Source organism: Hespellia stercorisuis DSM 15480 (assembly GCF_900142165.1).
Taxonomy (GTDB): domain Bacteria; phylum Bacillota; class Clostridia; order Lachnospirales; family Lachnospiraceae; genus Hespellia; species Hespellia stercorisuis.
Window position 1 is genome coordinate 74,079 of the sequence record NZ_FQZY01000008.1, and the last position, 23,104, is coordinate 97,182.

Sequence of the window (23,104 nt, forward strand, 5' to 3'; positions counted from 1 at the left end):
GGTTTTAGCGAACTTAGTCTCGAAGAACTACAATTATATTAGGAGGAAAAGATCTTGGCTGGAAGAGAATATCCATTAGAGAGAACCAGAAATATCGGTATCATGGCTCATATTGATGCAGGAAAGACAACGCTTACAGAGCGTATTCTTTACTATACCGGTGTTAACTATAAGATTGGTGATACTCATGAAGGTACTGCTACCATGGACTGGATGGAGCAGGAACAGGAAAGAGGTATCACAATTACTTCGGCAGCTACTACATGTCACTGGACATTACAGGATCATAATAAAGCCAAAGACGGAGCTCTCGAGCATCGTATCAACATTATTGATACACCGGGACACGTTGACTTTACAGTAGAGGTTGAACGTTCACTTCGTGTACTCGATGGAGCTGTAGGTGTTTTCTGTGCAAAGGGTGGCGTTGAGCCACAGTCAGAGAATGTATGGCGCCAGGCGGACACATACAACGTACCTAGAATGGCATTCATCAACAAGATGGATATCCTGGGTGCAGATTTTTACGGAGCTGTTGAGCAGATTAAGACAAGACTCGGTAAGAATGCAATTTGTCTTCAGCTGCCAATCGGCAAAGAAGATGATTTCAAAGGAATCATTGACCTGATGGAAATGGAAGCCTACATCTATAATGATGAGAAGGGCGAGGACGTTTCGATCACAGAGATTCCGGATGATATGAAAGACGACGCAGAGCTTTACCACACAGAACTGGTAGAGAAAATCTGTGAGTTAGATGACGATCTGATGATGGAATACCTGGAAGGCGATGAGCCGTCAGTTGACGCACTCAAAGTTGTACTGCGCAAAGCTACATGTGAGTGTACAGCAGTACCTGTATGCTGTGGTACAGCGTACAGAAACAAAGGTGTTCAGAAATTATTGGATGCAGTTCTTGAATATATGCCAGCTCCAACAGATATCCCGGCTATTGAGGGTGTGGATGAAGATGGAAACGAAGTTGTGAGACATTCATCAGACGATGAACCTTTCTCAGCTCTGGCATTCAAGATTATGACAGACCCGTTCGTAGGTAAGCTGGCTTACTTCAGAGTTTACTCTGGATCAGTAAATGCAGGTTCTTATGTACTGAATGCGACAAAGAATAAAAAAGAGCGTGTCGGACGTATCTTACAGATGCACGCGAATAAGCGAGAAGAGCTTGACAAAGTATATGCTGGAGACATTGCTGCAGCTATCGGTTTCAAGAATACCACAACAGGTGATACCATCTGTGATGAAAAGGCTCCGGTTATCTTAGAGTCTATGGAATTCCCAGAACCAGTTATCGAGCTTGCTATCGAGCCTAAGACAAAAGCATCCCAGGGAAAACTTGGAGAGTCTCTTGCAAAACTTGCAGAAGAGGATCCGACCTTCCGTGCGCATACAGATCAGGAGACTGGTCAGACAATCATCGCCGGTATGGGTGAGCTTCATCTGGAAATCATCGTAGACAGACTTCTGCGTGAGTTCAAGGTAGAGGCAAACGTTGGTGCTCCTCAGGTTGCATATAAAGAATCCTTCACAAAACCGGTTGACGTTGACAGCAAGTATGCAAAACAGTCCGGTGGACGTGGACAGTACGGACACTGTAAAGTTCAGTTTGAGCCAATGGATGTCAATGGTGAAGAGACATACATCTTCGAATCCAAAGTTGTTGGTGGATCTATTCCGAAGGAATACATTCCAGCAGTCGGCGAAGGTATCGAAGAGGCAATGCAGTCAGGTATCCTCGGCGGATTCCCGGTTGTCGGCGTAAAAGCGATTGTATATGACGGATCATACCATGAAGTCGATTCCAATGAGATGGCGTTCCACATTGCTGGATCATTAGCATTTAAAGATGCTATGAAGAAGGCATCTCCGGCACTTCTTGAGCCAATCATGAAGGTTGAAGTAACAATGCCTGAGGAATACATGGGAGATATCATCGGTGATATCAACTCACGTCGTGGACGTATTGAAGGTATGGATGACCTTGGCGGCGGTAAGATCGTAAGAGCTTTCGTTCCATTGTCTGAGATGTTCGGATACTCAACAGACTTGCGTTCCAAGACACAGGGCCGTGGAAACTACTCAATGTTCTTCGAGAGTTACGAGCAGGTACCGAAGTCAGTTCAGGAGAAGGTATTGTCAAGTAAATAAGCTTAATCGATAGAAATATTGATTTCGTGAATAAATTTTATAAAAATGCTTGAAAATCGCTATGATATGAAATATAATCAATCATAGCGAGTAAAAGCAGAAACCAGTAAAATAGCCCCAAGTGGGCGATAATAAGGAGGATATTCAAAATGGCAAAAGCTAAATTTGAAAGAACAAAACCACATGCTAATATTGGTACAATTGGTCACGTTGACCACGGTAAAACAACTTTAACAGCAGCTATTACAAAAACTCTTTCACAGAGAGTCTCTGGAAACGCAGCTGTTGATTTTGAAAACATTGATAAAGCTCCAGAGGAAAGAGAGCGTGGTATCACAATCTCTACAGCTCACGTTGAGTATGAGACAGACAAACGTCACTACGCACACGTTGACTGCCCAGGACATGCCGATTATGTAAAGAACATGATCACAGGTGCTGCACAGATGGACGGAGCTATCCTTGTAGTAGCAGCTACTGACGGTGTTATGGCTCAGACAAAAGAGCATATCTTACTTTCTCGTCAGGTAGGTGTACCTTACATCGTAGTATTCATGAACAAATGTGACATGGTAGACGATGAAGAGTTACTTGAATTAGTAGAGATGGAGATCCGTGAACTCCTTGACGAATATGAGTTCCCAGGCGATGATACACCAATCATCCAGGGATCAGCTCTGAAAGCTCTTGAAGATCCTTCAGGAGAGTGGGGAGACAAGATCATGGAACTTATGGATGCTGTAGACAGCTGGATTCCAGACCCACAGCGTGCAACAGATCAGCCATTCCTTATGCCAATAGAGGACGTATTCACAATCACAGGTCGTGGTACAGTTGCTACAGGCCGTGTTGAGCGTGGTACTTTGAAACTGAATGAAGAAGTAGAAATCATCGGTATCAAAGAGGAAATTCAGAAAACAGTTGTAACAGGTATCGAGATGTTCCGTAAACTTCTTGATCAGGCTGAAGCTGGAGATAACATCGGAGCACTCCTTCGTGGTATCCAGAGAACAGACATCGAAAGAGGTCAGGTTCTTGTTAAACCAGGTTCTGTAACATGCCACAAGAAATTTACAGCTCAGGTTTACGTACTGACAAAAGACGAGGGTGGACGTCATACACCATTCTTCAACAACTACAGACCACAGTTCTACTTCAGAACAACTGACGTTACAGGTGTTTGTAACTTAGCTGATGGCGTAGAGATGTGTATGCCTGGAGATAACATCGAAATGACAATCGAACTGATTCATCCAGTAGCTATGGAGCAGGGTCTTACATTCGCTATCCGTGAAGGTGGACGTACTGTAGGTTCAGGTAAGGTTGCTACAATCATCGAATAATTAAATAGTTGTTATCATAATAGTATAAAGAATTTCCCCAGAGACTTCGGTTTCTGGGGTTTTTTTGATATCGGAAAACGAAAAGGATTGACGATAACTTGCCGAGTTTGAGCGAAAAGAAAATTCTGGTTCTAAGTGATCTGTTATTATGCTCGGGCAAATATCTGGTCCGGGCTAGACAATCATAAATCCATAGGAAAATACATCTATGAGAGTATATCAGGATATAGCAGATGATAAAGAAATCTGTCTGCCTAACTTTGGACAGGAAATTCTTCATCATGTTCATGGGTATGATGTGGCACAGGTGTTCTTTCAAGCGATTACACACCGAAATCAGGCATTGGGCGAGACTTTTGACGCAGAAGTGGAACATTCAGTATCGAAAAAGAAAAACGACTTGAAGAAGTTGCTCTGAACGGATAATGGAGTGGGATTGTTGAAGTCCCGCTCCATTATTGCATTTAAAGAAAACAGAGTTATAGTATATTACAAATAAGTTTTTAAATAATAGTATACGTTATAATGATTTTATAGTGCAGGCTAGAAAAAAATATGGGCAGAAAATGGTGCCAGCAGACCGTAACATTAAGTAAATTCTGCCGCAGTTACTGTAGATCTTCCAGATTGATTCCCTTGGGCCGTTCCATATGAAGCATAGTGACCTCATAGATATCTTTAACATTACCGGTTTTCATGCTTTCCAGAATAGCGAGATGCTCGGTATAGGTTTCTTCCATACGATTCTCGTGAGCGAGAGAGGACATGGCGAGGCGTTTCATTCGATACAGGAAGAGTTGAAAATTATTGGTGAACAGAGCATTTTCCATATAGTCAATAATTAAAGTGTGAAAATCAAAGTCGTACTCACAAAATTCTTCAATGGAATGCGAGGTGTCCATGATAACTTTGAGTTTTACCATAATAGATTCCAGCTTGAGGAATAAAAGGTGTGCTTTGCTCGTATTATATTCTTTGCTGATCTGGAGTGTGCAGTAAGCCTCCAAAGCAGAACGGAATTGAAAAATTTCATGAATATCAGTCTCGGTCAGTCTGTGTAGTTGAAATCCCTTGCTTGGAATGATATCAATAAAGCCTTCCTGAACGAGACGATGAATGGCATCCCGGCATGGAGTGCGTGATATGCCAATTTCCTTTGCAATTTTGGTCTCAGAATAAATCTCGTTATATGACAGCTGATTAGAAGCGATCATCTGTTTGAGGTGTTCGTAAGCTTGTTCGTTTAGCGGTTGCATAAATCCCCCTCGATTCTGTGTTTCAAATATTATGAAAACTGTGCGGAAAGCCACAATAATCTTAAAATATTTGTAAGATGTCTTGTTTGAGCTTTTTAATGTTTGGTGGGCTCGATGATCATGTATTTGGGCTACAAGTATGAATATATGATTTTGCGCCTCATATGGTATATCAACATAAAATAATAATACCTTATTTTACCATCGTGGTCAATGAAGAGTAGTGGCGATTATGTGAATGATTCACAATACACATTAAAATGTGAAGAGGAATGTTGTAAAATGTACCAATATAAAAGCTTTTTTATTGTGCAAAAGAGCAGAAAGCAAAAAAAATATTGACCGGTATACCGGAATGAGGTAGAGTGTAATAGTAATTGAAAATAATTGGAACTAAACAAGAAATCTGCAGTAACTATCGAGTGAAGATTATCATAGAGTATAGAGCAGAAGGAGAAGGAGATATGAGTAAAATAGGGTTTATTGGATTGGGGATTATGGGAAAACCGATGGCGAAACATTTGATCGGTGAGCAAGTTAAGCTGATGGTAAATGATATCAATCAGAGCGCTGTAAAAGAGCTTACGGCTATGGGAGCCGCGCAGTCAGGGTATAGAGAAATCGGTGCGCTCTGCGACATTATTTTTCTGATACTTCCCAATGGTTCGATAGTTCAGGAGGTTCTCTTTGGGGAAAATGGAGTGATGACAGAGGTGAGACCTGGGACAATTATATGCGATATGAGCTCTGTTACTCCGGTAGAATCAAAATTCTGTTATGAAAAATGCGCAGAAAAGAACGTCGGTTTTTTGGATGCTCCGGTGAGCGGAGGTGAACCGGGAGCTGTCAACGGAACGCTTGCATTCATGGCTGGTGGTGATCAGAAAGACTTTGAGGCATTGAATCCATATTTTGACATTATGGGATCATCGGCTCTTCTGATCGGAGAGCCCGGGAGCGGCAGTGTGACGAAGCTTGCCAATCAGATTATTGTGAACAATACCATTGCCGTGGTATCGGAGGCATTTGTCCTCGCAGTGAAGGCGGGGGCAGATCCGGCCAGGGTGTATGAGGCAATCCGCGGAGGGCTTGCGGGAAGTGCCGTTCTGGATGCAAAGATTCCGATGATCATGGAACGCAATTTCACACCCGGAGGAAAGATATCAATCAATCATAAAGATATCAAAAATGTGGTAAATACGGCTCATGAGATCGATGTTCCGATTCCGTTTACCGCCCAGCTCTTTGAGATTATGCAGGCATTGAAGGTGGGAGGACACATGGATGAGGATCACGGTGGTATTGTACAGTATTTCGAGCAGCTGGCGGGTGTTACAGTCGAAAAAGAAAAAATAACCAGTGAAGACTTTGGAGGGCAAAATGGCAGTTCACATTGATGTTTTAGAGAAGTATGAACCAATAGAAGAAAATCAGGTAGATTTGATGCTGCAAAAGGAGATAGACGCGAATAACAAAAAAATAATCGTTCTGGATGATGACCCCACTGGTGTACAGACGGTGCATGATATCACTGTCTATACAGACTGGTCAAAAGAAAGCATCCGAATGGGATTTGAAGAAAAAAACAAACTGTTCTACATTCTGACAAATTCCAGGGGATTTACGGTGGAGCAGACGACGAGGGCACACAATGAAATCGCACAGGTGATCGACAAGGTAGCCCGCGAGACCGGAAAAGAATATATTATCATGAGCAGAAGTGATTCTACATTGCGCGGCCATTATCCTCTGGAAACGGAGATACTCCGGACTGTCGCAGAGAAAAATTCAGGCAGCAGGATTGACGGGGAGATCATGTGCCCGTTTTTCAAAGAAGGAGGGCGCTATACCATTGATGACATTCATTATGTAAAGGATGGAGCACTTCTTGTTCCGGCGGCGGAGACAGAGTTCGCAAAGGACAGGACCTTTGGGTATAAATCTTCGGATCTGAAGCAGTATGTGGAGGAAAAGACCGGTGGGATGTTCAAAGCGGAGAATGTAACAAGTATCGCATTGACGGATCTTCGAAACGTAGATATTGACAAAATCACAGAACAGCTTATGGTTGTGGAGGATTTCAACAAAGTAATCGTAAACGCAATTGATTACGCGGATATCAAAGTGTTCTGCATTGCATTATACCGTGCGATGGCAGCAGGAAAGAAATTTATGTTTCGAACAGCGGCGGCCCTTGTCAAAGTGATCGGCGGAGTTACGGATCAGCCGCTGCTCACAAGGGAACAGATGATTGTGCGGGAGACGGAAAACGGCGGTATTGTCGTAGTAGGATCTCATACTCAGAAGACGACAAGCCAGTTGGAAGCATTGAGAAAACTGCCGAATTTAGAGTTCATTGAGTTCAACTCAGATCTGGTGCTGGACGACTCGAGATTCACGCAGGAAATAGACCGTGTTCTCGAAAAAGAGGAGCACTGCATAAAAGAAGGAAAAACAGCTGTTGTTTATACCAGACGCACACTTCTGGCCGTGGAAAATGATACGAAAGAAAGTGCACTTGTCCGATCGGTAAAAATATCGGACGCAGTCCAGTCTCTGGTCGGAAGACTGCGTGTTGTCCCGAGCTTTGTGATTGCCAAAGGTGGGATTACATCGAGCGATATCGGGACCAAAGCACTGGCGGTCAGAAAAGCAAATGTGCTGGGCCAGATCAGGCCGGGGATTCCTGTATGGCAGACAGGGGCGGAAAGTAAATATCCAATGACGCCATATGTAATATTTCCTGGAAATGTAGGGACCGCATCAACCTTGAAAGAAGCGGTGGAAGTATTACTGTGATGAAAGAAAAGAAAAACTGACTTTGAATTGTCAGTTTTTCTTATTTTTTTGAAAAAATATAAAAAATTGGTTATAAAATAACAATATAAGTTAAAAAAATAGCAAACTCGAAAAAATGCACAAAAAAATATTTAAAACTTTGGATACTTGAACAAAAGTTATAAAAGCAATTGACAAAAATAATAAAATCGCATATCCTAAATATAACGTAACCGGCATACCGGAATACAGGCATACAGGAATACAGGAATACAGGAGACAGAATAAATTTTAGGAGGAAGAAAAATGGAATTTTTTAAAACAGCGGTAGACGGATTGGAAGTTTCAAGGGTTGGACTTGGCACCTGGGCAATGGGTGGTGCAGGCTGGGGCGGTATCGTGGATGCACCGGCAGTAGAGTGTGTGAGAGCGGCGCTTGACATGGGAGTAACATTGGTTGACACAGCACCGGCGTATGGTGCAGGCCACTCAGAAGAGATTGTAGGGGAAGCACTTTCAGCAGCAGGTTATAGAAATAAATGTGTACTGGCAACCAAGTGTGGACTTAGCTGGGACGCACAGGGGAACGTATACCGGGACGGTCGTCCGGAGACTTTGAGAAAAGAACTGGAGGCAAGCCTGAAGAGACTGAAGACAGATCATATTGATATTTACCAGGTTCACTGGCCGGATGCAAAGGTACCGATCGCAGAGACCGCAGGTGTGATGGGAGAGTTCCTCAAAGAAGGAAAAATTCGTGCAATCGGTGTTTCTAACTATACAAATGAAATGCTGGATGAGTGGAGAAAAACGGCTCCGTTACATACAATTCAGCCATCCTTCAACATCTTAGAGGATAAATTATTTGAAAATCAGATTCCATATGCAAAAGAGAATGGTATCACAGTTCTGGGCTACAGCGCACTTTGCCGTGGCATGCTTCATGGAAAATATACAATTGATACGAAGTTTAATGAAGGGGATATGAGAGCACAGGACGATCCGAAGTACCAGGGACAGAATTTCTTGAATCATCTTGCTGCGATTGATGAGTTGAAGGCGTATGCGGAGAAATTAGGTAAGAACGTTGCGCAGATCAGTGTACGTTGGGTTCTTGAGAGGGGTGTCAGCTGTGCACTGCTGGGGGCACGCCGTCCGGATCAGCTTGATTTTATTCTGGGCTGTGTCGACTGGAGTCTGACAGCAGAGCAGTGCGACGAGATGGAGGCGATTGTGAAAAAACATATTCCTGTACAGGTAGGAAAAGACTTCCTGGCACCACCACTTAGAGAAGAATAATCGGGCAGGGAAGAATTGCTCAATAAAAAACAATCAGACTATGAAGACAAGAATTACCACAGGATGAAAGAGCCCTGTGGTAAATTTGAAAATAGAGTAAGGAGCAGGCATGATAAAAGCAATGAACCACATTACGATCAACATGAAAGATAAAGAAAAGACTTTCTGGTTCTATGGAGAGCTTCTTGGGTTGAAAAAGCTGCACGAGGTTGATATGGGCGACCATTATATATACTATTATCAGCTGCCGTCGGATATCAGACTGGAGTTGATTGAGTACCTGTATGATACGCCGTCGGAACATCCGCAGTACACCAGCCGGGGGATTTATCGTCATGTGGCATTCGAGGTTGAAGATGTTCAGGAACTGAAATCAACTCTGGTTTCAAATGGAATCAAGATTCTGGAAGGACCGAACCCAAGTGAAAAGCTTGGTGTGCATTTTATGCTGATCGAGGATCCGAACGGTGTTGAGATGGAGTTTGTACAACCACTTTAGGAAAGGAAGACGGACAGAATGAAAAAGTTTATTAATAATCCGGAAGATGTGGTTTCGGAAGCATTAACGGGATTTGTTGATTGTTACAGCAATTATTATGAAAAGCATGAAGAAGTAAATGGTGTGCTTTTGAAAAACCGAAGAAAAGATAAAGTTGCGCTGGTGATTGGCGGTGGAAGTGGTCATGAGCCGATGTTTTCAGGATTTGTGGGAAAAGGTCTGGGCGATGCGGCGGCGTGTGGCAATATCTTTGCATCACCTGATCCGGGAACAATCTATGAAACTGCCATGGCTGTGGAGAACTCAAAAGGCGTACTCTTTGTATATGGCAACTATGCGGGCGATAATCTGAACTTTGATATGGCAGAAGAGCTTCTCGAAGAGGATGGTGTGAAATCCACACATGTTCGTGTCTGGGATGATTGTGCATCGGCACCGAAGGACAGGTTGACAGACAGAAGAGGAATAGCGGGAGATCTTTTCGTAGTGAAAATCGCGGGAGCAGCATGCGATGCGGGACTGGAACTGGACGAAGTCAAGGCCACGGCAGAGATGGCAAGAGACAATCTCCGCAGTATCGGTGTTGCCAGTTCGCCGGGACAAATTCCGGGACTTGATAAGCCTACATTTGAAATCGCGGACGATGAGATGGAATATGGAATGGGAATCCACGGCGAAAAAGGGATCGAGCGGACTAAGATGAAAACTGTGGATGAAATCACTGAGTATTTGTATTTCAATATTAAAAAGGATATGGAAATCAACAGCGGAGATGAGGTCTGTGTTTTGATAAATGGACTTGGGAGCACGACAATCCTTGAGATGAGCATTGCATACAGGAAACTCAAAGAACTGCTGGATGCAGACGGCGTGCAGGTTCATGACTCAGATATTAACAGCTACTGCACATGTCAGGAGATGGGTGGATTTTCAATCTCGATATTAAAGTTGAATGAAGAGTTAAAGAAATTATACGATATGCCATGTTATTGTCCATATTATGCAAAGGAAGGAAAATAAGATCATGGAAAATTTGAATGCAGTTCAGGCGAAAGAAATGATTATGTATATTGCGGATAAAATCATAGAGGCGAAACCGATGCTCACAGAGGTCGACAGTGCAATTGGTGATGGAGATCATGGAATTGGCATGGCTGGAGGACTCACAAAGGCAAAGACAAAAGTAGAAAAAATGGAGAGCCCGGAAGATGTATATGCTGTATTTCATGCCGCTGGAAAAGCGATGCTGATGAGCATGGGCGGTGCTTCAGGGGTTATTTTCGGAAGCATGTTCATGGCTGGAGCAAAGGGGATGGATCCGGTGGGAGAAATCGGTGCCGAGGAACTGGCACAGATGATGAAGAGAAGTCTGGAAGCAATCCAGGAACGGGGAAAAGCACAGGTAGGTGACAAGACGATGGTAGATGCACTATCCCCTGCGGTGGACGCAATGGAAGCATCCGCAAGTGAAGGGATTGTCCCAATGCTTACCAGGGCCGAGGCAGCAGCACTTGCTGGCGTGGAGAGCACAAAGAACTTCGAAGCTAAATTCGGGCGTGCAAAAACGCAGGGCACAACAATTGGATTTCAGGATGCAGGCGCAACAAGTGTTTGGATTATCTTTAAATCTATGAAGGAATATGCAGAAACACATTAAAAGGTTTGCAGCTATTGCAGGCAATAAAAAACCGGGCAGTATTGAAACTACCCGGTGATGTTAACAATAAACAATCCCTGGGAGTTTACTGTTAGTCTACATCGATTTTGTCTACCTCTTGATAAGGAGCAAGAGTGGAAATCATTTTTACAGGACCGTTAGAATTGTTAATTACATAATGAACTTCTTTTGGCTCAATATGAATTAACTGCCCAGCCGTTAAGGTATGAGAAACACCGTCGACAATGATATCTACCTCACCTTCCAGGATGAAAAAATTCTCTTCCATGATGTTGTGGTAATGAGCTTTGAAATCCTGTCCAGCCTGAAACTGGACAACTGCAAAGTTACTTCTGGGGCCCTTCATAAGATACTTCGGGCCACTGTCTCCAAAACGGTATTCTCTGTCTTTTTCGTCAATAATAAACATTTTTAATCTCCTTTTTATAGTTTGTATTGTTATTTGTTTTTATAATCCCGGTGCAATCCACATGTTTTTAGTCAGCTTTTTGTCGCATAAGTCAAGCTGCGCATGGTAGACCTGTTTCCAGGTATCATATAAGCCATTGTAGACTTCGTTGTTTTCTTTATTTGGATAATATGTCTCTTCAATATGAGTCAGCTTTTTTGCTGTTTCCTCAAGGCTGTCAAAGACACCGACACCAATACCAGCAAGAATTGCTGCTCCCAGAGCGGTAGCTTCACGAACCTTTGGCACGTGTACAGGAATATTGAGTACATCGGCAAGGATCTGACACCAAAGCGGGCTCTTGGAAGCACCGGATGCAAAAATGATTTCTTTAGGAGCCTTTCCAGTGAAAGATGCAACTAGTTCCATATTACCGCGCGTGACCATGGCTGAATTTTCCATAATGGCACGATAGAAGGTGTAACGGTTAAACTTTTCAGGATCTAATGCAAAGTTTGTGAAGGTAGGCGCGGCGTGTTTCCAGTTGATGTAATTCATGACATCGGAAAATGCACAGAACATGCCATTACTTCCAGCAGGGATTTTCTCTGCTTCAAGGTTCATGTAGTAGTAAGGGTCCTTACCGGTCTCCAAAGCTTTTTGCTTTTCAAGCTGACAGAAGGCATCTCGATACCAGCGCATTACCAGTCCTGGATAGAATGCTAAAGCTTCATATTGCCAGATGCCTGGGACTGCGTGGCAATTGACACGGACGCGATAATCGGGGTCGGTCATGGGCTTGTCTGTGTTAAATTCAAACTGCCAGAAGCTTCCGCCGAATACAGCAGCCTGCTCCGGTGATACGACACCTACTCCGATACAGCCGAGCTGCGCATCGCCACCGCCGGCAACAACGGGGGTGTTGGAAGCCAGACCGGTTTCGGCAGCAGCGCTTTCGGATACGTTGGCTACGATGGAACCACTTTCGTAGATGTTAGGATAGATATCTGTTTTGATGTTGCATTTAGCAGCGACAGTAGTATCCCAATTGCGGGTTGCGAGATCAAAAATACCGGTCGTACAGGCATTGCTTGGTTCGGACGACATGACACCGGTCAATTTATAGATTAGCCAGTCGTTAAACATGCTGACATAAGCAACTTTCTCGTAAATTTCAGGCATTTTGTTTTTTACCCAGAGAATACGTGGAAGGGCATCTAACGCAAAGGTCTGACCAGATACGGAGTAGATTTCCTTTTCCAGCGTTGCGGATTGTTTTACAAGCGCCGCGGCCTCGTCATCGGAACGGGCATCCACGTTGGCACAGGCCCAGATCTCCTTGAAATCTTTATCGTAGAGAACAATACCTTCGCGCATACATGTGGTGGAGATACCGGCTATTTCGTGAGGATCGATCTGAGTTTCAGTTAATACATTTTGGATGCACTGAACGGTTAAGCCCCAGTTAAATTCCCAGTCGAAATCCATAGACCCAGGGAAACGAGGATCTTCGTTATGAGTCCACTCCTGTTGGGATACACCGAGCTGGTTTCCGTCAGTGTCAAAAAGAACTGCGCGAACGCTTCCTGTTCCGGCATCGAGTGCCATTAAATATTTTGCCATTGTTATGAACCTCCTTACTTTGATTGTGTTGAGTGAGAACTCTTTTTTATCAGTTGTTCTGCGGTATAGTCATCTGTGATTAAGACGTCCAGATAATGTCCCTTTAATGCGGCGGAAATTGCTTCTACTTTTTCTTCGCCGGCGGCAACTCCGACTACATTGTTAAGTTCTTCTAATTTTGCAAGGGGTGTGCTGATGATGCGAGAATCGAAATCGGGATTAACCAGATTTCCGTCGGCATCAATAAAGTGAGTAATCAGGTCGCCGACTGCGCCCTGCATCTTTAAAAGAAGATAATCATTGTTTGTGAGATGGGATGATTTCAAAATCGTCGAATCAGTATTCATCCCACCAATACCGATCAAAGTCAGGTTTGCAAGTTCGGTCATCCGGCTGACCTCTGCGAGAGCTGGCTCCTGCATCAAAGATGCAGCTAACTCTTTAGAGGACATGATAAGTGGAGCGGGATACAAATTAAGCTTTGCACTGAACAGCCCGGATTTGGTATCGGGCAGATAATAATTGATTCCACCGGTCAGCGAGACCAGAGAAATTGTGGTCGAAATACTTTTGGCCAGATGGTTCAGGGTCTTTAAGATAGTTGCGCCATAACCGAAATTAATGTAATTATAGTCGGAAATATGATTACTGACATACATAGCGGCAGTTTTGGCCAGAGATTCCATTGTGGTTTCCTTATCGCCAGAAGTGGGGATAATATAGCAGTCCTTTAACTGGTACTCGTTGATTAAAGCCTGCTCGCTGGAAAGCGATTCAGCGAAATCAGGGTTTAACTGGATCTGTACAACACCCTCCTGCCTTGCTTTTTCGAGAAGACGAAGCACTCGGATTCGAGAAATATTAAGCTTTTCAGCAATAGTCTGCTGGGTTAAGCCTTCCATATAGTAATACCAGGCAGCCTTGTATAACAGATTTTTTTCGTAATAAAGCGCGTCATTACTTGGAGTAGTTGACAAGGTAATACCTCCTTTCTTATAAATGAACAAAAGTTAATTTAAGGATTAAATGTTCGTTAAAAAAAGTATATCAGTGTTACACGAAAAAGTCAATTATAATAAGGGGAAAGTGCGCATACAAGTAGAAAAAGGTAAAAATAACTAAAAATAATAAATGAAAATAGTAAAAATGAACAAAAAAACTGTGAAATAGATAACTATATTGACAAATAAAACTGATAGGGATAATATAAAACAAGAGCGATTGATAGAAAAAACACAAGACACAAAAGCGAACAAAAGTTTATAACAAAAATAAAAGTACAAAACAAAGATAAATGTTACGCTGTGTTATGAAATGATTTAACAGGGATGGAGGAACAAAAATGCAGAAGGTTGAAACAGAAGCATTACTGAAGATCAAAGACATTCGTAAGTCATTCGGTTCTAATGAAGTGCTCAAGGGCATTAATCTGGAATTGAATGAAGGGGAAGTAGTCGCTTTGATTGGTGGTAATGGTGCCGGAAAAAGTACTCTTATGAAGATAATCATGGGAATCTATCAGCAGGATGCGGGCGATTTATTTATTCATGGAGTGAAAACGGATTTATCAAAGTCTTCGCTTGCTTTGGCAAATGGTATTTATTTGGTGCCGCAGGAGCCGATGTTATTTCCAAATATGACGGTTGAAGAAAATATAGCGATGGGGTTCAACGAGAACAAGATTGAGATGCATAAGAAAATTGTCGATATGATTGCTCATCTTGGGTGGGATCTTAAGCTTGACCGCAGAGCCAATACATTATCAATTGCGGAGCAGCAGTTGGTTGAAATTCTAAAAGGACTTTTGAGAGAGTCGCGAATCCTAATCTTTGATGAGCCGACATCTTCGCTCAGTTTTAACGAAGCAGAGTCCTTGTTTGAACTGATCGAGGATCTGAAGAAGAAAAATATCGGTATTTTCTATATTACACATCGATTAAGTGAGGTGTTTGAGATTGCGACACATGTGGCAATCATGCGCGATGGTATTGTGAGCTTGAGCGGCGCGGTCAGTGAATTTGACAAGAGCCATTTGGTGAAAGCACTGCTTCCGCCGGGATCTGAGCTGAAGACTGCAGGGGAGAGCACGGCTGTGGATTATTCAAAAGCAAAACCAATGCTAGAATTAAAAGATTTCTCGGGGTATGGGTTCAGCGGATTGAATTTTGAGGTGTATCCGGGAGAAATTCTAGGGGTTGCCGGTGTGGTTGGTGCAGGAAGGACAGAATTTGCAACTACTATTTTCGGAATGGACAAGGTGAAAGGTGGAAAGGTTCTGCTTGATGGAGAGGATATCACCGGAATGGGAACCAGAAAGGTACTGGATAAAGGAATCAATTATGTACCGGAGGATCGTTTCCTGAACGGCATCTTTAAGATCCGTGAGACGGGGTGGAACATTTCATCTGCACAGCTACGAAATATGAGCAAAATCTTTTTAAATAAAAAAGCGGAAAAAGAACTGGCTGATAAATATATCAATGATTTTCGAATTAAAGTAACCAGTCAGGATCAGCTGATGGGGTCTCTATCGGGAGGGAATCAGCAAAAGGCGGTTATTGCGAGAGCACTGTCCACGAATCCGAAGGTGGTTATCCTCGATGAACCTACCCGCGGTATTGATGCGGGCGCCCGTGGTGATGTTTATTCGATTATAGGAAAACTGAAACAGCAGGGTGTGGCAGTACTTCTCATCTCATCTGATCTGGAGGAGATTGTAGAATTGAGCGACCGGGCGATTTCCATGTATCAGGGAAGGATCAATCACACATTCCCGAAGGAAAAAATTGATTTGGATAATCTGACAGCAGCATCATTTGGCGTATACGAGGAGGGAGAATAGTCATGAATGTAGTGAAAAAGTTATTTAAAGCCAGAGAGATTTCTTCGTTCCTTTGCCTGCTTGCTATGTTTTTGCTGGTTGGCCTTGTGAATCCAAGCTTTTTAAAACCACAGAATATTATGCTCTGTTTTAACGGCTCTATTGTGTACATCCTGATAGCGGTTGGAATGGCATTCGTTATTTTAACAGGTGAAATCGACTGTTCTATCGGAGCGCAGCTGGGTCTGGCGGCCGCGGTATGTGCAACGTTCCTGAAGAACGAAGCACCCTGGGGAGTTGCAATTTTACTGGCACTTTTAGTTGGCCTTGTGTGTGGCACAATCAATGGATTTGGTGTGACGGTGCTTCATATACCATCCATTATCATGACGCTGGGAACGAACGGCATATACAGAGGTCTGATTTATGTATACACCCAGGGAAAATGGGTGGAGAATCTTCCGGCAGGATTCAAAGGTCTTGCGCAGACTAATATCTTCGGGAATCTTTGTTGGTTCTTTGTCATGGATTTGGTGATCATGCTTTTGGTTTTCCTGTACCTGAGAAAGACCAGACATGGTAAACGGTTTGCGGCGGTAGGCGACAATGAGATGGGAGCGGATCTGATCGGTATTCCTGTCGCGAGGACAAAGATGCTTGCGTTCATAATCTGCGGTGCGTTCTCTGCGCTTGGCGCAGTGCTCTATGTGAGCCGTGTAGGTTTTGTGACTGCGATTTCGGGAAATGGATATGAAATGAAAGCCATCGCGGCCTGCGTTATCGGCGGTATCAGCCTGTCGGGCGGTGTCGGCACAGTTGCCGGAGCCACAATCGGTGGTATCATCATGGCATCTATCAGCAGACTGTTGGTGTTCCTGAAGATTTCTTCGGACTACGACAATACAATTACTGGTATCCTTCTGATTGCAATTGTTGTAATCGATTCACTTGCCCAGAGACGTTCGGTTGAGAAGGCAAGAAGGGAGAGGCTTGCTGCGAGAGTGACAGAAACAGAAGGAGGTGCTGATCATGAATAATTTTGGAAAAACAATGAAATCAAAGCTTCTGAGCTGGGAAATGTTACTGGTTGTGGTATTGGTTCTGGAAATTATAATCTTTGGACAGATTAATCCACGATTTTTGAGAATCAATGTATTGATGGGAAGTATCAATGACTTTATTTCGATCTGTGTCATCTCGCTGTTTGTGACATTCGTTATGATTACAGGCGGAATTGATATTCAGGCAGGTTCGATCATTGGTCTCACGTCGATCACTGTCGGAATGCTATGGCAGGATAAAGGACTTAATATCTGGGTAGCGGCAATCTTTGCAATCGTTGTCGGTTTGCTGTGTGGACTTTTAAGTGGATTTTTTGTAGCGTACACGGGTGTACAGCCCATGGTCGTCACGCTGGGAGGCTCGTTCCTCTATTCGGGACTTGCCCTTGCGGTCGTAAACATGTCATCATCAGAGGCATATGAAGGTATCGGCGGATTTCCAGAGTCGTTTATGAAATTGTCTTCGGGAAATGTAGCGGGGATACCGAACCAGCTGATTATATTCATAGCTTTAATCATCATATCCTACATATTATTGCATAAGACGAAATACGGAAGATATGTATTTCTCTGTGGGGTAAATCCGAGTGCGAGCGAATATTCCGGAATCCGTGTGAAACCGATTATCATGAGCACGTATGGGCTGTCTGGAATGAGTGCTTCTATTGCGGGGCTTATTCTGACGAGTTACCTTGGATCTGCAAAATCAGACCTTGGTGCGACCTACACACTTCCGATTATCACGGCAGTAGTATTGGGTGGAACCTCTAATACCGGCGGAAAAGGTGGTGTGATTGGAACTGCGATTGCGGCAGTTGTGATCGGTATCCTGAAGTTCGGACTGAACATGTCCGGTATGCCTTCACAGTATCTGGATATCCCTGTAGGTATTCTGCTGATCGTAGTTCTGACATTTAGGATGACCAGTTCCAATCCGGCGGTCGTGGCTAAATTCAAGAAGCTGACCGGCAAAAAGTAATTCGCGTTGATTCCGGCTTGCGGAACAGAATTACAAAAAACATGATTATTATAAATAGTTATAATAATAAAAAAAGTCTAAGGAGGAAAAGACATGAAAAAGAAACTCATCAGCGCATTATTATGCGTAGCCATGGTTGCTACAATGGTAGCAGGGTGTGGCAGCAAGGAAACATCTGGAGGAAGCGATTCTTCCGCATCAGCGGCATCGGGTGATGAAAAACTCATTGTATTTGTACCAAAGGTAACAGGTAACTCTTTCTTCGAGTCAGCGAATGACGGAGCTCAGGAGTTCGCTAAAAAAGTTGGTAAATTCACAATCAACTACGATGGCAGCGCAACGGCAGCGGTGGCAGACCAGGTTACGATCATCAACAATGCGATTACGCAGGGTGCAGACGGTATTGCGGTTTCTTCGGTAGATGCTACGGGTCTTGATGAAGTTCTGAAAAAAGCTCAGGATGCTGGATTATCAGTAGTTACATGGGATTCTGATGTAACAGCTGATGCAAGACAGATTATGGTTTCTCAGGGATCCCCTGAAATCCTGGGTGAATTTCTTGTTCAGTTATCAGAGGATGCATTAAAAGCTTCAGGTAAAGATCCTGCAAAAGATGACATCAAGTATTGCTGGCACTATTCACAGGCAACTGTAACAGACCAGAACTCATGGCATGATGCAGCGGAGAAGGTTATCGCAGAGAAGTATCCAAACTGGGAAAACGTTGCTCCGGACAATTACTACAGCGAGCAGGATGCGGAAAAAGCAATCTCTGTTGGTGAGTCTGTACTGACAGCACACGATGACATTAACCTGATTATCTGCAATGACTCTACGGCATTACCAGGACAGGCTCAGGCAGCTCAGAACTTGGGTAAAACAGTTAAAGATGTTGCAATCACAGGTTTTGCTACACCAAATGCTATGAAAGATTACTGTACAGCAGGTATCGTTAACAACTGGGGACTTTGGGATACAGGACTTCAGGGCTCAATCGCCTGCTACATGGCATACTACTTGGCAGATGGTAACAAGGTTACAATCGGCGACAAGATTGACATCCCGGAAATCGGAGAGGTTGAGATTGTTAACAACAGCGAAATCACAGGAAATGATTCGGACAATGTTGATGGATCGGGCGTTGTATTCCTGCCGGAACGTGCAGAATTTACTGCAGACAACATGAATGACTACGATTTCTAAAAAGACGGAATTATTATTTGACAAAGACAATTAACAAAGCGACAATGGCGTACAGGTTCTTCTGCGTGGGCAGAGGGACTTGTATGTGCTGTGTGAATGGCGGATTAGGAGGAGATTATGGCAGATTTAGATGGATTAAAAGTAGCAAAAGATTACCATACAGGTGAGGCTTTTGGAAAACAGGGTGGTTTTTATGTAAAGGGAGCACAGGATCTTGATTGGGGAATGAAATCGCGTTTGGCTCAACTGTTTCAACCGGAGAGCGGACATACCGTTATGATGGCATTTGACCACGGATACTTTATGGGATCAACAGCTGGTTTGGAGAGACTTGACCTTGTAATCCCGCCACTTATGCCTTACGTAGATGTTATGATGGGAACCAGAGGAGCAATCCGTACCTGTATCCCGTCGGATACTCAAAAGGCAGTAGCTTTGCGTGTAAGCTGCGGCTCTTCAATGGTGAATGACGATCTGAGTCATGAAATAATCGGTGTAGATATTGAAGATGCAATCAGAATGAATGCCAGCATTATGGCTGTGCAGACATTCATCGGAGCTGACGGACAGAAAGACAGTCTGGATAATCTTTCCAAGACAGTAAACGCAGGTATAAAATACGGTATTCCTACAATGGGCGTTGTTGCGGTAGGAAAACAGATGGAGCGTACAAGCCGTTTCTTTAAACTTGCTACAAGAATTTTGCCGGAGCTGGGTGCAAATGTCGTTAAATCTTACTATTGTGAAGATTTTGAAGAAATCGTTGCGGCGTGCCCGGTACCGATTGTTGTTGCCGGTGGAAAGAAATTACCAGAGAACGAAGCGCTGACTATGTGCTATAAAGCAATCAGCGAAGGCGCTGCCGGTATGGATATGGGACGCAATATCTTCCAGAGTCATCATCCGATCGCGATGGCACAGGCCGTGGGCATGATCGTACATAAGGGTGCGACTGACAAAGAAGCGTATGAGTTTTTCCTGGATACAGCAAAATAATAAAGAACATTGTCGGACAAGTTGAAAAAACTATTCGGCGTGAAGTGGGGGCCGCAATGTTTATGCGGCCTTTTCTGTGCGGTTTTTCTGCGATGTTATTTACACTGTTTTTGGGAGGTATTTTCAGAATTGTAATTATAAGGAGGAAACATCGATGTTAAAAGGGATACCCAAAATTCTTTCGCCACAACTATTAAAGGTATTATGTGAAATGGGACATGGAGATCACATTGTGATTGCGGATGGAAATTTTCCGGTGGAGTCCATGGGGAAAAATGCGATTGTGGTCCGTTGCGATGGACATGGCGTTCCGGAATTGCTGGATGCGATATTGGAGGTCTTTCCGCTGGATTCGTTTGTTGAAAAATCTGTGAACCTGATGAAAGTCCCGGAGGGAGAGACTGTAGAGACACCAATCTGGGATGTTTACAAGGAAATTGTTGCCAGACATGATGACCGCGGCAGCGGGACGGTACAAAACATTGAAAAGCCGGAGTTTATGAAAGAGACAAAGGAGGCTTATGCAATCGTTTCGACGAGCGAAAGTGCGCTGTATGCGAATGTGATGTTAAGAAAAGGATGTGTATAAGCCTCTGTATAAGCGTGGCTTAAAAAAGAAAAAAGACTGATGTGTTCCGGCTTTGTATATTCAGCCGCAACGCATCAGTCTTTAAAATTTTAGACGCTATTCAGAAATACCACCATCATTAATTGCAATAATCCGGCACGGGCATGCCTCGATCCCGACAATTTTTAACGGCAGCATAAACACGAGTGCACGTCCGTTATCGATTTTATCGAGATTGGTCAATGATTCTACCATAGCCAGATTGTTTTTGAACACCAGATTGTGGTTTGGCTGATCCGGGACATTAAAGTTCTCCAGAGAGGTAGCATCTGTTCCAATCGCGATGATCTTCTTTTCGCTGACCAGCCATTCCATAGCATCGCAGGCTACGTATGGATAGGGCTCCCAGTCCTCGGTGCGCCAGTTTTTATCAAGGCCGGTATGGAGGAATACGATATCGCCCTCTTTGATCTTATCATCGTAAGCTTTAAATTCTTCCAGGGACATGCAGTCTCCGGCTTTCTTGTCGGTGAAGTCCAAAACAACGGCCTCTCCGATCAGGCTTGTCAGCGGGAAGTCGGATGCGTTCATTCCGTTTTCTACATGGTGAAGCGGAAATTCAACATGTGTTCCACAGTGAGTGGAGAAAGAGACGTCTCCTGATACATACCATGTTCCGGGGCTGTGCGGCTCACCTCTCTCGCCGAGGATGTTTACGTCGTAAACCCAGGTCTGCAGGTTAAAGGGTTCTTCTCTTGGAATCATGCGGTGGCTCAATTCAACTACTTTACTAAAATCAACTTTCATGTTCTTTCTTCCTTTCTTTGATGGAGGTTCAGACCTGGACAGCGATATGAAAAGCGAAATAAAATGCAGGCTTCGGAGCCAGGCTCTGAATGGGCTGGTTGTCAGATATCGTTGAGCATGTCGGCGCGGTTTGCCATAGTCTGGCTGAGCGCCGGATACAGTTCCTTATATAAAGTGTAATATTTCTGGTAGATCTTGTGGCTTTTGATGTCGGGCTCGATGGCTGGATTCATGGTAATCCAGGATTCCATCTGTGCATAATCGTCGATGGCGCCTGAACCGACTGCGGCCATAAAGGCATCTCCGAGGGGAGCTTCGATCTCCTGCACTGGTGTGAAGATCGGAAGACCGGTTACATCAGCAAAAATCTGTTTCCAGATTGCAGAACGCGCACCTCCGCCGACCAGAACGATTTTTGTGATCTGTATATTCGGGTCTGTCATGGATTCCATAATGTGGCACAGGGAATAGGCAACAGCCTCCAACAGAGCGCGGTAAATGTGGGCTTTCGTGTGCGAGAGAGTCAGTCCGAACAAAACTCCGGTGGCTTTCTCATCCCAGATGGGAGTTCTCTCGCCCATGAAGTAAGGCAGCGCGATCAGGCCGTCGGAGCCGGGACCGATCTTCTGGTCGCGGATCATTTTCTCCAGGGCGTCATAAGAGGCACCCTTGTCGTCTCCTATAAAATTAAGAGAGAACCAGCGCGGAAGTGCTCCGGATGTGGAGGCACCACCGTAAGTGTAGCTGCAGGACGAAGGGGAAATACAGTATGGCATGGAAACGAGGTTCGGGTTGTCCGGCGTGCCGGTGTGGATATAGCCCCAGTTCAGGGAGGTTCCGAGAACGGCGGCGTTGTCACCGGGATGAACGATGCCTGCGCTCAGCATGGAGGCAATGCAGTCCACCGTCCCAGCGCAGATCGAAACGGGATAGGGAAGACCAAGCAGCTTTTGGTAGTCGCTGTTCAGCTCGCCGATGATCTCACTTGGCTCGTGGAAATCTTTTGGGAGCGCATCGTATGGGATGCCCATGGAATCGCACATTGTTTCGGACCAGGTGTGAGCGGCATAATCGTAAATCCCGCCAACGTTTCCGGCTGAACAGTAGTCCACGGTCAGCCTTCCGGTCATCTTATAGATGATGTAGCTGTGTATTGGAATGATGTGGCGTATCCGCGCCCAGAGCTCCGGCTCGTGCTTTTTGACCCAGATCAATTTGGTGTAGCCGAAATAGGAGTCAATTCCATTCCCGGAGACACGGAAAATTTCCTCCTCGCCGATGGAATCGGCAAGCTCTTTGCCCTCCTCCTCGGCCCTGCGGTCCATCCAGATGATTGCCGGGCGTACAGAAGTCATATTCTCGTCGCACATGGCCCCGGTTCCGCCGTATAATGCGCTTATACATATAGAAGAAACCCGCACGTCAGAAGGCAGTGCCAGAACGACGGAACGAATCGTGTCGGTGGCGGCGCGCAGCCAGACCTCCGGGTCCTGCTCGGCCCAGTTGTTGTGCGGTTGTATAATGCCGTATGTCTTAGAAGCCTGCGACAATATGGTGCCGTTGATATCTGTCGCGACGGCCTTTGTGCCGGAGGTGCCAATGTCACATCCGATAAAAACCTGAGTGCTCAAGAGCCTTA

21 protein-coding genes are annotated in these 23,104 nt (G+C 44.4%); 15 read left to right on the forward strand and 6 right to left on the reverse strand.

Annotated features, from left to right (window positions below; translation table 11 throughout):
• Positions 1–54: 54 nt before the first annotated feature.
• From fusA to BUB85_RS02690, 3 genes are all read left to right on the forward strand, one after another.
• Positions 55–2,166, forward strand: coding sequence for an elongation factor G (gene fusA, locus BUB85_RS02680; protein ID WP_073104593.1), 2,112 nt, complete (start codon positions 55–57; stop codon positions 2,164–2,166).
• 149 nt (positions 2,167–2,315) lie between these two features.
• Positions 2,316–3,509: an elongation factor Tu gene (gene tuf, locus BUB85_RS02685; protein WP_073104595.1), complete on the forward strand. Its 1,194-nt coding sequence runs from the start codon at positions 2,316–2,318 to the stop codon at positions 3,507–3,509.
• A gap of 208 nt (positions 3,510–3,717) precedes the next feature.
• Entirely contained in the window at positions 3,718–3,927 is a 210-nt protein-coding gene (locus tag BUB85_RS02690; RefSeq protein WP_073104597.1) for a hypothetical protein, read from the forward strand.
• A gap of 190 nt (positions 3,928–4,117) precedes the next feature.
• Here BUB85_RS02690 and BUB85_RS02695 read toward each other — a convergent pair whose 3' ends face one another.
• Positions 4,118–4,765, reverse strand: coding sequence for a GntR family transcriptional regulator (locus BUB85_RS02695; RefSeq protein ID WP_073104599.1), 648 nt, complete (start codon positions 4,763–4,765; stop codon positions 4,118–4,120).
• Between the two features lie 464 nt (positions 4,766–5,229).
• Between BUB85_RS02695 and garR the strand changes: the two genes are divergently transcribed.
• The 6 genes from garR (at position 5,230) to dhaL (ending at position 10,998) form a co-directional block, all read left to right on the forward strand.
• Positions 5,230–6,162 (forward strand): 2-hydroxy-3-oxopropionate reductase, encoded by a 933-nt coding sequence (gene garR, locus BUB85_RS02700; RefSeq protein ID WP_073104601.1) that lies wholly within the window; start codon positions 5,230–5,232, stop codon positions 6,160–6,162.
• The gene (locus BUB85_RS02705) at positions 6,146–7,564 is read left to right on the forward strand and encodes a four-carbon acid sugar kinase family protein (protein ID WP_073104604.1); all 1,419 of its coding nucleotides are present in this window, start codon (positions 6,146–6,148) and stop codon (positions 7,562–7,564) included. Before garR ends, BUB85_RS02705 begins: the two co-directional genes overlap by 17 nt.
• Positions 7,565–7,849: 285 nt before the next feature.
• Positions 7,850–8,842 (forward strand): aldo/keto reductase, encoded by a 993-nt coding sequence (locus BUB85_RS02710; protein WP_073104608.1) that lies wholly within the window; start codon positions 7,850–7,852, stop codon positions 8,840–8,842.
• 109 nt (positions 8,843–8,951) lie between these two features.
• The gene (locus tag BUB85_RS02715; RefSeq protein WP_073104612.1) at positions 8,952–9,341 is read left to right on the forward strand and encodes a VOC family protein; all 390 of its coding nucleotides are present in this window, start codon (positions 8,952–8,954) and stop codon (positions 9,339–9,341) included.
• Positions 9,342–9,359: 18 nt separating this feature from the next.
• The gene (locus tag BUB85_RS21945) at positions 9,360–10,361 is read left to right on the forward strand and encodes a dihydroxyacetone kinase subunit DhaK (RefSeq protein ID WP_073104615.1); all 1,002 of its coding nucleotides are present in this window, start codon (positions 9,360–9,362) and stop codon (positions 10,359–10,361) included.
• Between the two features lie 4 nt (positions 10,362–10,365).
• Complete coding sequence (gene dhaL, locus BUB85_RS21950) at positions 10,366–10,998, forward strand: dihydroxyacetone kinase subunit DhaL (protein WP_073104618.1); 633 nt, start codon at positions 10,366–10,368, stop codon at positions 10,996–10,998.
• Between the two features lie 91 nt (positions 10,999–11,089).
• On the opposite strand, the gene BUB85_RS02730 is transcribed toward dhaL, so the two are convergent.
• Genes BUB85_RS02730 through BUB85_RS02740 form a run of 3 tightly spaced genes read right to left on the reverse strand, consistent with a single transcriptional unit; the run spans position 11,090 to position 14,007 of the window.
• Positions 11,090–11,428 (reverse strand): cupin domain-containing protein, encoded by a 339-nt coding sequence (locus BUB85_RS02730; RefSeq protein ID WP_073104621.1) that lies wholly within the window; start codon positions 11,426–11,428, stop codon positions 11,090–11,092.
• A 39-nt stretch (positions 11,429–11,467) separates the two neighbouring features.
• Positions 11,468–13,030: an autoinducer-2 kinase gene (gene lsrK / locus BUB85_RS02735; RefSeq protein ID WP_073104624.1), complete on the reverse strand. Its 1,563-nt coding sequence runs from the start codon at positions 13,028–13,030 to the stop codon at positions 11,468–11,470.
• 14 nt (positions 13,031–13,044) lie between these two features.
• Positions 13,045–14,007: a sugar-binding transcriptional regulator gene (locus tag BUB85_RS02740; protein WP_084533887.1), complete on the reverse strand. Its 963-nt coding sequence runs from the start codon at positions 14,005–14,007 to the stop codon at positions 13,045–13,047.
• 365 nt (positions 14,008–14,372) lie between these two features.
• On the opposite strand from BUB85_RS02740, the gene BUB85_RS02745 reads away from it, so the two are divergent.
• The 6 genes from BUB85_RS02745 (at position 14,373) to BUB85_RS02770 (ending at position 20,679) form a co-directional block, all read left to right on the forward strand.
• Positions 14,373–15,872 (forward strand): sugar ABC transporter ATP-binding protein, encoded by a 1,500-nt coding sequence (locus BUB85_RS02745; protein WP_073104627.1) that lies wholly within the window; start codon positions 14,373–14,375, stop codon positions 15,870–15,872.
• Positions 15,873–15,874: 2 nt separating this feature from the next.
• Positions 15,875–16,888, forward strand: coding sequence for an ABC transporter permease (locus tag BUB85_RS02750; RefSeq protein ID WP_073104630.1), 1,014 nt, complete (start codon positions 15,875–15,877; stop codon positions 16,886–16,888).
• Entirely contained in the window at positions 16,881–17,891 is a 1,011-nt protein-coding gene (locus BUB85_RS02755) for an ABC transporter permease (RefSeq protein ID WP_073104633.1), read from the forward strand. Before BUB85_RS02750 ends, BUB85_RS02755 begins: the two co-directional genes overlap by 8 nt.
• Positions 17,892–17,984: 93 nt before the next feature.
• Positions 17,985–19,094 (forward strand): substrate-binding domain-containing protein, encoded by a 1,110-nt coding sequence (locus BUB85_RS02760; RefSeq protein ID WP_073104636.1) that lies wholly within the window; start codon positions 17,985–17,987, stop codon positions 19,092–19,094.
• 117 nt (positions 19,095–19,211) lie between these two features.
• Positions 19,212–20,090, forward strand: a complete 879-nt coding sequence (gene lsrF / locus BUB85_RS02765; RefSeq protein WP_073104639.1) for a 3-hydroxy-5-phosphonooxypentane-2,4-dione thiolase — start codon at positions 19,212–19,214, stop codon at positions 20,088–20,090.
• Positions 20,091–20,244: 154 nt separating this feature from the next.
• On the forward strand, positions 20,245–20,679 hold the full coding sequence (locus BUB85_RS02770; protein ID WP_073104642.1) for an RbsD/FucU family protein: 435 nt from the start codon (positions 20,245–20,247) through the stop codon (positions 20,677–20,679).
• A gap of 96 nt (positions 20,680–20,775) precedes the next feature.
• Here the strand turns inward: BUB85_RS02770 and BUB85_RS02775 are convergent, their stop codons facing one another.
• Together BUB85_RS02775 and BUB85_RS02780 are read right to left on the reverse strand one after the other, a co-directional pair.
• Positions 20,776–21,465 (reverse strand): cyclase family protein, encoded by a 690-nt coding sequence (locus tag BUB85_RS02775; protein ID WP_073104645.1) that lies wholly within the window; start codon positions 21,463–21,465, stop codon positions 20,776–20,778.
• Between the two features lie 101 nt (positions 21,466–21,566).
• A complete protein-coding gene (locus BUB85_RS02780; protein WP_084533888.1) occupies positions 21,567–23,096 on the reverse strand; it encodes an FGGY-family carbohydrate kinase in 1,530 nt (509 codons plus the stop codon).
• Positions 23,097–23,104: the final 8 nt, after the last annotated feature.

Excerpts from the sequence above, each read along its gene's own strand:
- BUB85_RS02760 (WP_073104636.1), top strand. The coding sequence starts at position 17,985 with ATGAAAAAGAAACTCATCAGCGCATTATTATGCGTAGCCATGGTTGCT.
- BUB85_RS02690 (WP_073104597.1), top strand. The coding sequence starts at position 3,718 with ATGAGAGTATATCAGGATATAGCAGATGATAAAGAAATCTGTCTGCCT.
- BUB85_RS21945 (WP_073104615.1), top strand. The coding sequence starts at position 9,360 with ATGAAAAAGTTTATTAATAATCCGGAAGATGTGGTTTCGGAAGCATTA.
- BUB85_RS02730 (WP_073104621.1), bottom strand. The coding sequence starts at position 11,428 with ATGTTTATTATTGACGAAAAAGACAGAGAATACCGTTTTGGAGACAGT.
- dhaL (WP_073104618.1), top strand. The coding sequence starts at position 10,366 with ATGGAAAATTTGAATGCAGTTCAGGCGAAAGAAATGATTATGTATATT.
- BUB85_RS02775 (WP_073104645.1), bottom strand. The coding sequence starts at position 21,465 with ATGAAAGTTGATTTTAGTAAAGTAGTTGAATTGAGCCACCGCATGATT.
- BUB85_RS02750 (WP_073104630.1), top strand. The coding sequence starts at position 15,875 with ATGAATGTAGTGAAAAAGTTATTTAAAGCCAGAGAGATTTCTTCGTTC.
- lsrF (WP_073104639.1), top strand. The coding sequence starts at position 19,212 with ATGGCAGATTTAGATGGATTAAAAGTAGCAAAAGATTACCATACAGGT.
- BUB85_RS02755 (WP_073104633.1), top strand. The coding sequence starts at position 16,881 with ATGAATAATTTTGGAAAAACAATGAAATCAAAGCTTCTGAGCTGGGAA.
- BUB85_RS02705 (WP_073104604.1), top strand. The coding sequence starts at position 6,146 with ATGGCAGTTCACATTGATGTTTTAGAGAAGTATGAACCAATAGAAGAA.
- lsrK (WP_073104624.1), bottom strand. The coding sequence starts at position 13,030 with ATGGCAAAATATTTAATGGCACTCGATGCCGGAACAGGAAGCGTTCGC.
- garR (WP_073104601.1), top strand. The coding sequence starts at position 5,230 with ATGAGTAAAATAGGGTTTATTGGATTGGGGATTATGGGAAAACCGATG.
- BUB85_RS02745 (WP_073104627.1), top strand. The coding sequence starts at position 14,373 with ATGCAGAAGGTTGAAACAGAAGCATTACTGAAGATCAAAGACATTCGT.
- BUB85_RS02715 (WP_073104612.1), top strand. The coding sequence starts at position 8,952 with ATGATAAAAGCAATGAACCACATTACGATCAACATGAAAGATAAAGAA.
- BUB85_RS02770 (WP_073104642.1), top strand. The coding sequence starts at position 20,245 with ATGTTAAAAGGGATACCCAAAATTCTTTCGCCACAACTATTAAAGGTA.
- BUB85_RS02710 (WP_073104608.1), top strand. The coding sequence starts at position 7,850 with ATGGAATTTTTTAAAACAGCGGTAGACGGATTGGAAGTTTCAAGGGTT.
- BUB85_RS02695 (WP_073104599.1), bottom strand. The coding sequence starts at position 4,765 with ATGCAACCGCTAAACGAACAAGCTTACGAACACCTCAAACAGATGATC.
- tuf (WP_073104595.1), top strand. The coding sequence starts at position 2,316 with ATGGCAAAAGCTAAATTTGAAAGAACAAAACCACATGCTAATATTGGT.